The organism is Amycolatopsis sp. NBRC 101858, assembly GCF_030269325.1.
Taxonomy (GTDB): domain Bacteria; phylum Actinomycetota; class Actinomycetes; order Mycobacteriales; family Pseudonocardiaceae; genus Amycolatopsis; species Amycolatopsis ponsaeliensis.
On record NZ_BSTD01000005.1, the window covers coordinates 591,342 to 603,210 of the forward strand.

Annotated in this window: 14 protein-coding genes; 10 read left to right on the forward strand and 4 right to left on the reverse strand. The window is 70.7% G+C overall.

Annotation, left to right across the window (positions count from 1 at the left end; genetic code table 11):
* Positions 1-400: 400 nt before the first annotated feature.
* Entirely contained in the window at positions 401-1,138 is a 738-nt protein-coding gene (locus tag QSK39_RS36960; protein WP_285482458.1) for an MBL fold metallo-hydrolase, read from the reverse strand.
* Positions 1,139-1,172: 34 nt separating this feature from the next.
* On the opposite strand from QSK39_RS36960, the gene QSK39_RS36965 reads away from it, so the two are divergent.
* Complete coding sequence (locus tag QSK39_RS36965; RefSeq protein ID WP_285482853.1) at positions 1,173-1,979, forward strand: exodeoxyribonuclease III; 807 nt, start codon at positions 1,173-1,175, stop codon at positions 1,977-1,979.
* Here QSK39_RS36965 and QSK39_RS36970 read toward each other — a convergent pair.
* Entirely contained in the window at positions 1,976-2,452 is a 477-nt protein-coding gene (locus QSK39_RS36970) for a cupin domain-containing protein (protein WP_285482459.1), read from the reverse strand. The two genes, QSK39_RS36965 and QSK39_RS36970, sit on opposite strands and share 4 nt — an antisense overlap.
* Before the next feature lie 82 nt (positions 2,453-2,534).
* Here QSK39_RS36970 and QSK39_RS36975 point away from each other — a divergent pair, with 82 nt between their 5' ends.
* Complete coding sequence (locus tag QSK39_RS36975) at positions 2,535-3,035, forward strand: MarR family winged helix-turn-helix transcriptional regulator (protein ID WP_285482460.1); 501 nt, start codon at positions 2,535-2,537, stop codon at positions 3,033-3,035.
* 58 nt (positions 3,036-3,093) lie between these two features.
* On the opposite strand, the gene QSK39_RS36980 is transcribed toward QSK39_RS36975, so the two are convergent.
* Positions 3,094-3,822, reverse strand: a complete 729-nt coding sequence (locus QSK39_RS36980; RefSeq protein ID WP_285482461.1) for a chitinase — start codon at positions 3,820-3,822, stop codon at positions 3,094-3,096.
* A 468-nt stretch (positions 3,823-4,290) separates the two neighbouring features.
* Here QSK39_RS36980 and QSK39_RS36985 point away from each other — a divergent pair, with 468 nt between their 5' ends.
* The 7 genes from QSK39_RS36985 to QSK39_RS37015 all read left to right on the forward strand — a co-directional run bounded on the left by QSK39_RS36985 (position 4,291) and on the right by QSK39_RS37015 (position 10,311).
* Positions 4,291-4,641, forward strand: a complete 351-nt coding sequence (locus tag QSK39_RS36985; protein ID WP_284745529.1) for a hypothetical protein — start codon at positions 4,291-4,293, stop codon at positions 4,639-4,641.
* Positions 4,642-5,101: 460 nt separating this feature from the next.
* On the forward strand, positions 5,102-6,136 hold the full coding sequence (gene trpS / locus QSK39_RS36990) for a tryptophan--tRNA ligase (RefSeq protein WP_285482462.1): 1,035 nt from the start codon (positions 5,102-5,104) through the stop codon (positions 6,134-6,136).
* A complete protein-coding gene (locus QSK39_RS36995) occupies positions 6,133-6,636 on the forward strand; it encodes an ATP-binding protein (protein ID WP_285482463.1) in 504 nt (167 codons plus the stop codon). The genes trpS and QSK39_RS36995 overlap by 4 nt, the downstream gene beginning before the upstream one ends.
* A 45-nt stretch (positions 6,637-6,681) precedes the next feature.
* Complete coding sequence (gene yhjD / locus QSK39_RS37000) at positions 6,682-7,692, forward strand: inner membrane protein YhjD (RefSeq protein WP_285482464.1); 1,011 nt, start codon at positions 6,682-6,684, stop codon at positions 7,690-7,692.
* Between the two features lie 56 nt (positions 7,693-7,748).
* The gene (locus QSK39_RS37005; RefSeq protein WP_285482465.1) at positions 7,749-8,855 is read left to right on the forward strand and encodes an acyl-CoA dehydrogenase family protein; all 1,107 of its coding nucleotides are present in this window, start codon (positions 7,749-7,751) and stop codon (positions 8,853-8,855) included.
* A gap of 8 nt (positions 8,856-8,863) precedes the next feature.
* A complete protein-coding gene (locus QSK39_RS37010; RefSeq protein WP_285482466.1) occupies positions 8,864-9,868 on the forward strand; it encodes an NADP-dependent oxidoreductase in 1,005 nt (334 codons plus the stop codon).
* Complete coding sequence (locus tag QSK39_RS37015) at positions 9,865-10,311, forward strand: winged helix-turn-helix transcriptional regulator (RefSeq protein WP_285482467.1); 447 nt, start codon at positions 9,865-9,867, stop codon at positions 10,309-10,311. The genes QSK39_RS37010 and QSK39_RS37015 overlap by 4 nt, the downstream gene beginning before the upstream one ends.
* On the opposite strand, the gene QSK39_RS37020 is transcribed toward QSK39_RS37015, so the two are convergent.
* A complete protein-coding gene (locus tag QSK39_RS37020) occupies positions 10,308-11,546 on the reverse strand; it encodes a D-alanyl-D-alanine carboxypeptidase family protein (protein WP_285482468.1) in 1,239 nt (412 codons plus the stop codon). The genes QSK39_RS37015 and QSK39_RS37020 overlap by 4 nt on opposite strands.
* Before the next feature lie 43 nt (positions 11,547-11,589).
* On the opposite strand from QSK39_RS37020, the gene QSK39_RS37025 reads away from it, so the two are divergent.
* On the forward strand, positions 11,590-11,826 hold the full coding sequence (locus QSK39_RS37025) for an SCO4848 family membrane protein (RefSeq protein ID WP_285482469.1): 237 nt from the start codon (positions 11,590-11,592) through the stop codon (positions 11,824-11,826).
* The last annotated feature ends 43 nt before the right edge of the window (positions 11,827-11,869 follow it).

Sequence of the window (11,869 nt, forward strand, 5' to 3'; positions counted from 1 at the left end):
ACTTTTCCGAGCTGGAAGACGCAGGTGAACGGAGGTGCGGCACCGTCCGGGGACGGACGACAACTGAATGCGGCATGGGCTGAGGCGAGGTGTCCGCGGGGTCTCCAGGGGGAGTTCCGCGGGCACGAGGGCTGGAGGAGTGGAGCCCGGGGACCGCGCTCGGACGGGGGTCCGAACGCGGCGGCGAGACTCCTCCGGCCTGCCGAGTGCGAGGTGAGGGCTCGTCGGCGCTTGGCCAGGGCGTGGGGCGGCGGCGCCATCGCAGCACTCGTCAGCGTGCAGGCTCGACACCGGCACGCGAGGCGGGGTCCGGCGGGACCGAAGCGGCTGGGTGAGCGGGCCTCCTGGCTGTGCCCGAGCGGCCGCAAGCCGTCCCGGGCAGCCTCGACCCGCGCAGCCGTCAGAGCGCGACGGTCAGGTCCTCGTCCGCGACCAGCACCTCGCCGCCGAACTCGGCGCGTGCCTCGGCGGCCGCCGCCTCGCGGTCGGTGCCTGGCCAGAAGTGGGTCAGCATGAGCCGGCGGGCTCCGGCTCGCTCGGCCCAGTGGCCCGCCTCCGCCGCGGTCATCAGAAAGCGGGGCTCTCCCTCCGCCGGTGGGGTGCGGAGGGTGGCGTCGCAGATGAACAGGTCCGCGTCGCGGCCGAGGTCCGCCAGCGCCGGCGACGGTCCCGTGTCCCCGGTGTAGGCCACCGTGAGCCCGGGCGTCGTCAGCCGCACGCCGAAGTTCGGCAGGTAGTGCGGCAGCTCGTGGGTCGTGAGCCGGAACGGTCCGATGTCGGCCGGTGCGCCGAGGTCGTGCACCTCGAACAGCTCCGACGGGTGTGGTCGCGGCTCCATCGCCGCCAAGCGCCGGAGCGTGCCGGGCGTGCAGTACAACGGCAACCGCGGCGATCCGCTGCCGGCCTGGACCGTGTAGTACCAGGCCCGCCCGAGCGCGCTCACGTCCGCGCAGTGGTCGGGGTGCTCGTGCGTCACCACCACGGCGTCGGGCAGCCCGTGCGCGAACAGGCGCGACGCCGCGCCGTACCCGAGGTCGAGGACGACGCGGAACCCGTTGTGCGACAACAGGAACCCCGCGCACGCCCGCCCGGGCTCGGGAAACCCGCCGCAGCTGCCCAGCACCGTCAGCTCACCCATGCCCGGCAGTCTGGCAGAGCGGCCACCGGGTAGCGTGCGGTGCGTGCTGACCGTCTCCACCGTGAACGTCAACGGCCTCCGCGCCGCCGCCAAAAAGGGCTTCGTCGAGTGGCTCGCCGCCACGAAGGCCGACGTCGTCTGCTGCCAGGAGGTGCGCGCCACGGCGGAGCAGCTGCCCGCCGAGGTCGTCGAACCCGAGGGCTGGTTCGCGGTGCACGCCCCCTCCGCCGTGAAGGGACGCAACGGCGTCGCCGTCTACAGCCGCACCGAGCCCGAAGAGGTCCGGATCGGCTTCGGGGAGCCCGAGTTCGAGGACAGCGGCCGCTACCTCGAAGTCCACCTGCCGAACGTCGTGGTCGCGAGCCTCTACCTGCCCAGCGGGGACGTCGGCACCGAGCGCCAGGACGAGAAGGAACGCTTCATGGCCGCGTTCCTGCCCTACCTCGTCGAGCTCCGCGCCAAGGCCGCCGCGGCCGGGCGCGAGGTGGTCGTCGTGGGGGACTGGAACATCGCCTACGACAACGCCGACCTGAAGAACTGGCGCGGCAACCGCAAGAACTCCGGCTTCCTCCCCGAAGAACGCGAGTGGCTCGGCCGCGTCTACGCCGAGGCCGGCTACACCGACGTCCAGCGCCGCCTCGACCCCGAAGGCCCCGGCCCCTACACCTGGTGGTCCTACCGCGGCCAGGCCTTCGACAACGACTCCGGCTGGCGCATCGACTGCCAGCTCGCGACCCCGGGCCTCGCCGAGAAGGTCGTCGACGTCGTCGTCGAACGCGCCGCCGCCTACGACCAGCGCTGGTCCGACCACGCGCCGGTCACCGCCACCTACGACATCTAGGCCGCCGCGCGGGCGGCGCGCCAGGTCGCGCTGTCCACGAAGTGGTTGTCGAACCGGTCCTGCGACGCCAGGATCTCCGCCGGCGACGCCTCGCCGCGCCGGATCCGGTCGATCATCCGGAAGTACTCGAAGCGCTCGACGCCGGGCGTGAACACGATCAGCACGTCCGCGCCCGATCGTTCGGTCGCGCCGAACGCGTGGTGGTTGTGCGGTGGCACGAACAGCATGTCGCCCGTCCGCACCGTCACGACCTCTTCGCCGTTCAACACCTCCAGCTCGCCGTCGAGCATGAAGAACATCTCGGCCGACGCGGTGTGGAAGTGCGGCGTCGCGCCGTCGCGTCCGCGGCCCAGCGACGCGCGGTTCGTGCTCAGGTGCCCGCCGGTCTGGGAGACGTCCGCGAGCAGGGTCATCGTGTCGGGGGTCGAGCCGAGCTGCTCGGCTTCGTCGTGGCGTACCAGCAATGTCGTCATGCCGATGATGGTTCCACGCCTGATAGTTCGTTGTCAAACTATCAGGCGGCGAATAGTGCTGGCGTCGAATAGAGTGGGCGGGGTGAGTGACGAAGACGCCGTCGACGCCGTCGTGTCGGCCTGGCACCGCGAACGCCCCGACCTCGACCTGACCGCCATCGGCGTGGCCGGCCGGATGGGCCGGCTGGCGCTGGTGCTCGGCCCGGCCCAGGAGCGGGTGTTCGGCAAGTTCGGCCTGCAGCGCGGGGAGTTCGACGTCCTGGCCGCGCTGCGCCGGTCCGGCAAGCCCTACACGCTGATCCCGTCCGAGCTGTCCGCGACGCTGATGATGTCCCGCGCCGGCATGACGAGCCGCCTCGACCGGCTGGAGAAGGCCGGGTTCGTCGAGCGCGCGCTGGACCCGAACGACCGCCGCAGCTTCCGGATCCGCTTGACGGACCAGGGTTTCGACGCCGTCGACGCCGCGATGACCGCGCACACCGCGAACGTGTCCGAGCTGCTGTCGGGACTGTCCGGAAAGGACCTGGGCCTGCTCGACGACGTCCTGCGCAAGCTCCTGGAACACCTGGATCCCCAAGCCTGACCACGAAAAAGGGCCTTCCCGGCGGTGTGCCGGGAAGGCCCTTCTCGCCGCGCCCGGCTCAGCAGGACAGGTTGTCACCGGTCGGGACCCCGAGGATCCCGGTGATCTGCGTGTACTTGTCGATCCGGCTCTGGACCTGCGCCGGGTTGCCGCCGTTGCACTCGATCGAGCCGTTGATGCTGCGGATGGTCTCGCCGAAGCCGCGCTGGTTGACCATCGCGTCGTGCGGCGTCATCGTGCCCGGGCCGCTCTGCGTGTTCCAGTACCAGAGCCCGGTCTTCCACGCGACGGCCGCGTCCTGCTCGACCTGGTACGGGTTGCCCAACAGGTCGATGCCGAGCGCGTCGCCGGCGGCCTTGTAGTTGAAGTTCCAGCTGAGCTGAATCGGGCCGCGGCCGTAGTACGCGGCCTGGCCGGCCGGGCAGCCGTAGGGCTGGCTCGCGTCGCAGTAGTGCGGGTAGTTCGCGGTGTTCTGCTCGACGACGTAGACGAGGCCGCCGGTCTCGTGGTTGACGTTCGCCAGGAACGCCGCCGCTTCCTGCTTCTTGACGGTGTCGTCGCCGGTGTTGGCGAAGCCGGGGTAGGCCGACAGCGCGTCGGTCAGGCCGCTGTAGGTGTAGAAGCTGTTGCGGCTCGGGAAGATCTGGTCGAACTGGGCCTCGCTGACGACGAAGGAGGCGTCCGCCGCGGCGGACGCGGTGGTGGCCGGGAGCACGACGGCGGCGGCCGCCGCGGTGAGCGCGCTCACCGCCACGCCGGTGCGCTTCAGGAACCGGGTAATCGACATTCGGGACTCCTCTTGATCACGCCGGTCGTGCGCGGTCCGACCGAGCCGAATGGGTTACACCAAGAGGTATAGACCAATCACTTTCGTGTTAATCGTTTTCCGACTAAGACTGCGCGATCGGAGCAGTGGTGACTGCGGCGAATGGCAGAGGGTGAGCTCGGATTGCGATGAACGGGTGATGAACGGCCGGACAACGACCGGTCATTCTCTACTTTGTGTAGGAGCGTTCCGTCTTCCGCAACACCCACTCGGGTGGCGGCCTGAACCGCGGGGGCGCCGGGGTCGTGTTCTCGGTTGGGCGCTAGTCTCGGCCGCCGAGTCGGTCGGTACCCTCGGGTCTTGACACACTCGGTAGCTTTTTGACCAGCAGCACGCAGCTTCTCACTCGTATGGGTGAGTCTTTCGGTAAGTACACTGCGCTCGTCAATCGCGGGAGGCACTCCGGTGCGCAACCCAGGTCGAACCCTGATGCGGTCCACGCTGCGCGCGTCCCGCGCGGCCGCGGTGGTCGCGCTCGTCCCGGCCGCGCTGCTCCTGGCCGGCGGCGGGAACGCGTTCGCCGACGTCGTGACCGCGCAGGCGGACTCGGGCGCGGAGAGCTTCGGCGTGCTCGGCCCGGTCGGGCTGGTGGCGGTCGCGCTCGGCATCGTCGGCATGACGCTGGGTGTGCTGCGCCAGCGCCGCAAGGCCCGCGTCGCGGAGGCCGCCCCGGCGGTCCCGGAAGCACCCGGCCCGGTCACGGCGATGGCCGAAGCGGTCCTCGGCGAGCCCGACGCCACGCCGACCCGCCCGTTCCTCACCCAGCACCCCCACGCCTGACCCCACCCGCCACACACGGCACAAGCTCGCCCAAACGACACCGTGTCGGCTCCCCAATCACGCGTGTCGACTCGCCAATCACGCGTGTCGGCTCCCCAATCACGTGAGTCGACCCTTCAGTTACGCGAGCCGACCTTCCAGGTACGCGGACCGACTCTCCTGGTACGCGAGTTGACCTTCCAGGTACGCGAGCCGACTCTCCGGGTAGGCGAGTTGACCTTCCAGGTACGCGAGCCGACTCTCCGGGTAGGCGAGTTGACCTTCCAGGTACGCGAGCCGACTCTCCGGGTACGCGAGTCGTCCTTCCAGGTACGCGAGCCGACTCTCCGGGTACGCGAGCCGACCTCCCCGTCACGCGAGTTGACCGTCGCGATGTCCGCCGCGCCGCGCAGCTTGGAAGAATCCCCAGCTTGGGCCCCCTCGGCACCCACCACGCGGCCCGGCCTGGAAGAATCCTCACGTGTCCGAAGAGCAGACCGTCGCCGCTGAACGCCGTCCGCGGGTCCTGTCCGGGATCCAGCCCACCGCCGACTCGTTCCACCTCGGCAACTACCTCGGTGCGCTGCGCCAGTGGGTGCGGCTGCAGGACACCCACGAGCCGTTCTACTGCGTCGTCGACCTGCATGCCATCACCGTCGAGCAGGACCCGAAGGTGCTGCGGCAGCGCACCCGCGTCTCGGCCGCGCAGCTGCTCGCCATCGGCATCGACCCGCGGCGCAGCGCCCTGTTCGTGCAGAGCCACGTCCCGGAGCACGCCCAGCTGAGCTGGGTCATGGAGTGCCAGACCGGGTTCGGCGAGGCCGGCCGGATGACGCAGTTCAAGGACAAGTCCGCGAAGCAGGGTTCCGACCGCTCCAGCGTCGGCCTCTTCACGTACCCGATCCTGCAGGCCGCGGACATCCTGCTCTACCAGGCCGACGCGGTCCCGGTCGGCGAGGACCAGCGCCAGCACCTGGAGCTGACGCGCGACCTCGCGCAGCGCTTCAACAACCGGCTGGGCAAGACGTTCGTCGTGCCGGAGCCGTACATCATCAAGGACACGGCGAAGATCTACGACCTCCAGGACCCGACGGCCAAGATGAGCAAGTCGGCCTCCAGCGCCAACGGGATCGTGGAGCTGCTCGAGGACCCGAAGCGCTCGGCGAAGAAGATCCGCTCGGCGGTCACCGACACCGGCCGCGAGGTCAAGTTCGACACCGAGAACAAGGCGGGCGTGTCGAACCTGCTGACGATCTACTCGGCCCTGACCGACCGGACGATCGCGGACCTCGAAGCGGCGTACGAGGGCAAGGGTTACGGCGACCTGAAGAAGGACCTCGGCGAGGTGTTCGTCGAGTGGGTGACCCCCGTTCAGCACCGTGCGCAGTCCTATTTGGACGATGTCGCGGAGCTGGACAAGGTCCTCGCGGCGGGTGCGGAGCGCGCCCGCGACGTGGCTTCGAAGACGCTGGCCAAGACGTACCAGCGGATCGGGTTCCTGCCGCCGGTGCGGTGAAGCTGATCCTGCTGAACGGCCCGCCGGGCAGCGGCAAGTCGACGCTCGCCCGGCGCTACGCCGACGCCCACCCACCGGCGCTGGCCCTGGACGTGGACCGCATCCGCGCGATGATCGGCGGCCGGCGCGCAACGCCCGGCGAGGCCGGTCTGCTGGCACGCGACCTCGCGACGGCGGCGGCGCGCACGCACTTGACCGCGGGCTACGACGTCGTGGTGCCGCAGCTGCTGGCCCGCCCGGGCTTCGCTGAGCGGCTCGAAGCGCTGGCCGCCGAGACGGGTGCGAGCTTCCGCGAGATCGTGCTCCTGCCCGGCCGCGAGGAGACCCGGCGGCGCTTCGCGGGGCGCGGGTCGTCGGAGATCGAGACAGCGGAGCCGCTCACGGATGAAGAACTGGCGGAGGCCTACGACCGCGTGGCCGAGTACGCCGCGACGCGCCCCGGGGCGGTGATCCTGCGCGACGAGGACGCCTACGCGGCCCTCCTCGCCTCCCTCACGTAGACCGCTCGCGTTGCGGGAGTCACCAGGCGTGGTTAGCGTTTCACAGTGGCGAACGAAGAGAAGGAAAAGCTCCTGCCGCGGTTGCGGCGGAAGTACCCGTGGCTCGATCACCTGATCCGGGCGAACGAGGCCTTCACCGAGCGGTACGGCAACCACTACGCCGCCGCCATCACCTACTTCAGCGTGCTGTCGGTCATCCCGATCCTGATGGTCGCCTTCGCCGTGGTCGGGCTGGTCGTCAACCACGACCAGACGATCATCGGCAAGATCACCGAGAGCATCAACAACTCCGTGCCTTCGGGCCTGAGCAAGCTCGTCCAGAGCATCGTGGACGCCGCGATCAACGCGGGCAGCGGCATCGGGATCTTCGGTCTGCTCATCGCGCTCTACTCGGGCGTCGGCTGGATGTCGAACCTCCGGGACGCCCTCACCGCGCAGTGGGGCCAGGAAAAACAGCCGCAGCCCGTCGTCAAGCAGACGCTCAAGGACCTCGTCGCGCTCGTCGGCCTCGGGGTCGCGCTCGTCGTCTCGTTCGCGCTGACCGCGGTCGGCGGTGGGGTCGGGAACTTCCTGCTCGGGCTCGTCGGGCTGGCGGACGAGACCTGGGCGAAGGTCCTGCTCCGGATCGCGACCATCGTGCTCGGCCTGGCCGCCAACACCCTCGTCTTCCTCTGGGTCATCGCGCGCCTGCCGCGCGAACGCGTCGCGTTGCGCAGTGCCGTCAAAGGCGCGGTGTTCGCTTCCATCGGGTTCGTCATCCTGCAGCAGGCCGCCACCTTCTACCTGGCCAGCGTCACGAAGTCGCCGGCGTTCGCGCTGTTCGGGCCGGTCATCGGCCTGCTCGTGTTCGCCAACTTCGTCTCGCGCTTCCTCCTGCTCGTCACGGCGTGGACCGCGACGGCCAAGGAGAACGAGCGCAAGATCGTCGTGCCCCCGCCGCCCGTGCGGCTCGAGCAGAGCGTCAGCGTGCAGCGCGGCCCGGGACTCGGCGCCGTCGCGGGTGCGTTCAGCGCCGGCGCGCTGCTCGCGTGGCTGGGTGGCCGCCGCAAGCCTTGACAGCGAGCGGGTCGGTAAAGAAACTGAACCGGTAAGAAATCTGAACCGGAGGTTTCATGCTGGACGCCGCCCGCGAGTGCGCTGCCCTCGCCCAGACGCTCGCGCCCGTCACCGAGCAGAACCGCGCGCTGCCGGCCGAGCTGGTCGCGAAGCTGACCGACGCCCAGCTCCTGCGCAGCGGCGTCCCCGGCCACCTGGGCGGCCCGGAAGCGCCACCCGCCGTCAGTCTCGAGACGGCGGAGACCGTCGCGCGCGGCGACGCCTCGGCCGGCTGGTGCGTCTCGATCGCCGTGACGAGCAGCCTGCTCTCGGCCTACGCCCCGCCGAAGTGCGCCGAGGAGGTCTTCGGCGACCCGAAGACCGTCGCCGCGGGCGTTTGGGCGCCGCGCGGGGCCGGTAAGAAAACGGACGGCGGTTACATCGTCTCGGGACGCTGGCCGTTCTGCAGCGGCATTCCGCACTGCGACTGGCTTTTCGCCGGGTTCGTGCACGAAGGCGAGCTGTACGTCGCCGCGTTGCCGAAGGCCGAAATCGAAGTCCTCGACACCTGGCACACCAACGGCCTGCGCGGCACCGGTAGCCACGACTGCGTGGCCGACGAGCTGTTCGTCCCCGAGCACCGCGTCTTCTCGGTGATGGGCGGCCCGCCCGCGGAAGCCGTTGCGCTGCACCGCTTCCCGCTCTTCGGCTACTTCGCGCTCTCGGTCGCGGCGGCCGCGCTGGGCAACGCGCGCGGCGCGATCGACGACCTCGTCGAGCTCGCCTCGACGCGCAAGCCGCTCGGCTCCAGCCGGTCGCTGGCCGAACGGTCGCAGACCCAGGCCGCCGTCGCCGAGGCGGAAGCCGCCCTGCGCGCCACGCGGCTGCTCTACTACACGAGCATCGACGACGCCTGGCAGGCCGCGCAGGGCACGGAACCGGTGCCGGACCGGCTGAAACTCGGCCTGCGCCTGGCCGCCACGCACGTCACGCGCACCGCCGCGAAGGTCGCCGAAAGCATGTACGACCTGGGCGGCGGCGCGGCGATCTACGAGACTTCGCCGCTGCAGCGCCGGTTCCGCGACGCCCACACCGCGACCGCCCACTTCCAGGTCAACCCGGCCAGCTTCGAGCTGTCCGGCAAGCTCCTGCTGGGCGTCCCCGCCCGCACCGAACAGCTCTGAGGAGTCCCGTGCCCGTCAACGCCCAGTACCGCCTCGCCGCCCGCCCGGCGGCCGGACTGCCGAAGGACACCGACTGGCAGTACACCGAGGAAGCCGTCCCGTTGCCCGGCGAGGGGGAGTTCCTGGTCGAGGTCCGGTACCTCTCGGTGGACCCCGCGATGCGCACGTGGATGAACGCCGGCCGGTCGTACGTGCCGCCGGTGGGGATCGGCGAGGTCATGCGCGCGGCCGGGATCGCCCGCGTCACCGAGTCGCGCCACCCCGCCTTCAAGGCCGGTCAGGACGTCTTCGGCACCTTCGGCGTCCAGAACTACGCCGTTTCGGACGGCAAGGGCGTCACGATCGTCGACACGGCGGTCGCACCGGCGCCGTCGTTCCTCGGCACGCTCGGGATCAGCGGGATCACCGCTTACTTCGGGCTGTTCGACGTCGGCCGCCCGGAGCCGGGTCAGACCGTCGTGGTGTCCGCCGCGGCCGGGTCGGTCGGGATCGTCGTCGGGCAGCTCGCCAAGATCCACGGCTGCCGCGTCGTCGGCATCGCCGGCGGCCCGGAGAAGTGCCGGACGCTGGTCGAGGAGTACGGCTTCGACGCCGCCGTCGACCACCGCGCCGGGAACGTCCGCGCGGACCTCAAGGAGCACGCGCCCGACGGGATCGACGTCTTCTTCGACAACGTCGGCGGCGAGGTCCTCGAAGCGGCGCTGGCCCGGCTCGCGCGCGGTGCGCGGATCGTGCTGAGCGGCGCGGTTTCGCAGTACAACAGCACCGAGGGGCCGCGCGGCCCGGCCAACTACATGCAGCTGCTGGTGCGCCGGGCCTCGATGACCGGGTTCGTCTTCTCCGACTACACCGACCGGTACCCCGAAGCGATCGAAGCGCTGGCCGGCTGGGTGCGCGAGGGCAAGCTGAAGTCGCGCGAAGACGTCGTCGAGGGCGGGATCGCGAAGTTCCCGGAGACGCTGCTCAAGCTGTTCCGCGGCGAGAACACCGGCAAGCTGGTGCTGGCGCTGTGACCGACCTGGCGCACCGCTTCACGGCGGACTCGGTCGGGCGCGCGCTCGACCTGGTCGGCGAGCGCTGGAGCCTGCTCATCCTGCGGGAGTCGTTCTTCGGCGTGCGGCGCTACGGCGAGTTCGCGCGCAACCTGTCGATCCCGCGCCCGACGTTGTCCGCCCGGCTGAAGACCCTCGTCGAGGCGGGCGTGCTGGCGCGCGTGGAAGAGGTGCCGGACCGTCCCGAGTACCACCTCACGCAGGCCGGGCGGGACCTCTTCGGCGCCGTCGCCACGCTGATGCAGTGGGGCGACAAGCACCTCGCCGGTCCGGAGGGGCCGCCGATCCTGCTGCGGCACAACGACTGCGGTGAAGTCGCCGAGACGTATGTCGCGTGTGGACACTGCGGCGGCGCGATCGCCACCGACAAGGTGACCCCGGAGCCCGGCCCCGGTTTCCGCTAGTTCGCGGCCTTCTTGCGCTGCCGCCCGACCACGAACACGCCGACGATGATCAGGAACACCACCAGCGTGATGATCCAGCCGGTGACGCCGAACGGGTCCTCCTTGGCCGCCGCGGCCGTGGACGTCCCGCTGCTGACGCTGCCGTCGGGGAGCACGGTCGGCGTGCTGCCCGTGTCGGTCGCGACCGGGGCCTGGTAGCTGATCCGGCCGACCGGCGCGGCGCGGTCGGCCTCCAGTGCGAAGCCGTAGTCGAGCAGCTTGGCCGCCTGGTCGACGACCTTCGTCGGCTTCTGCTCGGCGCGCAGCATGACGACCGCGAGCCGCTTGCCCTTCTGCTGCGCCGCGCCGACGTAGGTATGGCGGGCGTCGTCGGTGAAGCCGGTCTTGCCGCCGAGGAAGCCGGGGTAGACGCCGAGCAGCTTGTTGTCGTTGTAGACCGGGATGGCCGGTTTTCCGCCGGTCGCCGGGATTTCGAAGTTCTTCGTCGAGACGACCTTCGCGAACTCCGGCTGCTTCATCGCGTAGTGGAAGACCAGGCTCAGGTCGTAGGCCGAGGTCGACATGCCCGGCCCGTCGAGCCCCGACGGCGTCGCGGCGCGCGTGTCGTGCGCGCCGATGCGGGCGGCCAGCGCGTTCATCTTGGTGACCGCGGAGTCCACCCCGCCGAGTGCCGTGGCGAACGCGTGCGCGACGTCGTTGCCCGAGTGCATCAGCAGGCCGTGCAGCAGCTGGTCGACGGTGTACTGCCCGCCGGCGACGAGGCCGACGCAGGTGCACTCCTGCTCGGCGTCCTCCTTCGTCGCGACGAGCACCTGCTGCGGGTTCAGCTGGGTGACCACGACGAGCGCGAGCAGCGTCTTGATCAGCGACGCGGGCCGCTCGCGGGCGTGCGGGTCCTTCGCCGCGATCACCGCGCCGGTGTCGAGGTCCTGCACCACCCACGACGCCGCGGTGTTGCCGTCCGGCGGGTTGAGCGCGCCGTCCGGGGTGACCAGGCCGCACTCGGCCATCCGCGGGCCGCCGACCGGTTCGGCGGGCACGGCCAGCGCCGGCGGGGCCTGCTTGCCCGGCGCGGGCTTCTCCGACGTGTCGACGGGGGCCGGCGGCGCCTGGCGGTTCGCGCACTGGCCCGGCTGCGGCGCCGCGGCGGCGAGCGCCGGGGTGCTCATGGCCAGGAGGGCGGCGGCGAGCGTCGTCGTGAAGACCTTGAGCGACCGGGAGACAGCGGAGTGCACCCACGCAATCTAGCGCCGAGGCGCGCGTCGCATACTCAGGGGCATGCGCATTTCGCGAGGCACCTCGCTGTTCCTGCTGGCCTTCGGCGTGTGGTCGTGGATCATCTGGATCACGTTCGCCAAGAACCTGTGGGCGAGCGACCAGTCCTGGACCCCCGACGGCTCGCCGACCGCGTACTTCGTGGTGCACGCGGTGCTGACGGTCGTGTCGTTCGTGCTCGGGACGATCATCGGCGTGCTGGGCTGGCGGGCGCTGCGCGCATCCCGCGTCTCCTCCTGACTTTGGTCGGTGGCGCGGTCCCCGGGGCCGGTTTAGGTTGACG

Bases quoted from the DNA above. Each gene is read 5' to 3' on its own strand.
- QSK39_RS36985 (WP_284745529.1), top strand. From the start codon at position 4,291: ATGCGGTCCACGCTGCGCGCGTCCCGCGCGGCCGCGGTGGTCGCGCTC.
- QSK39_RS36980 (WP_285482461.1), bottom strand. From the start codon at position 3,822: ATGTCGATTACCCGGTTCCTGAAGCGCACCGGCGTGGCGGTGAGCGCG.
- QSK39_RS37025 (WP_285482469.1), top strand. From the start codon at position 11,590: ATGCGCATTTCGCGAGGCACCTCGCTGTTCCTGCTGGCCTTCGGCGTG.
- QSK39_RS37005 (WP_285482465.1), top strand. From the start codon at position 7,749: ATGCTGGACGCCGCCCGCGAGTGCGCTGCCCTCGCCCAGACGCTCGCG.
- QSK39_RS36970 (WP_285482459.1), bottom strand. From the start codon at position 2,452: ATGACGACATTGCTGGTACGCCACGACGAAGCCGAGCAGCTCGGCTCG.
- QSK39_RS36960 (WP_285482458.1), bottom strand. From the start codon at position 1,138: ATGGGTGAGCTGACGGTGCTGGGCAGCTGCGGCGGGTTTCCCGAGCCC.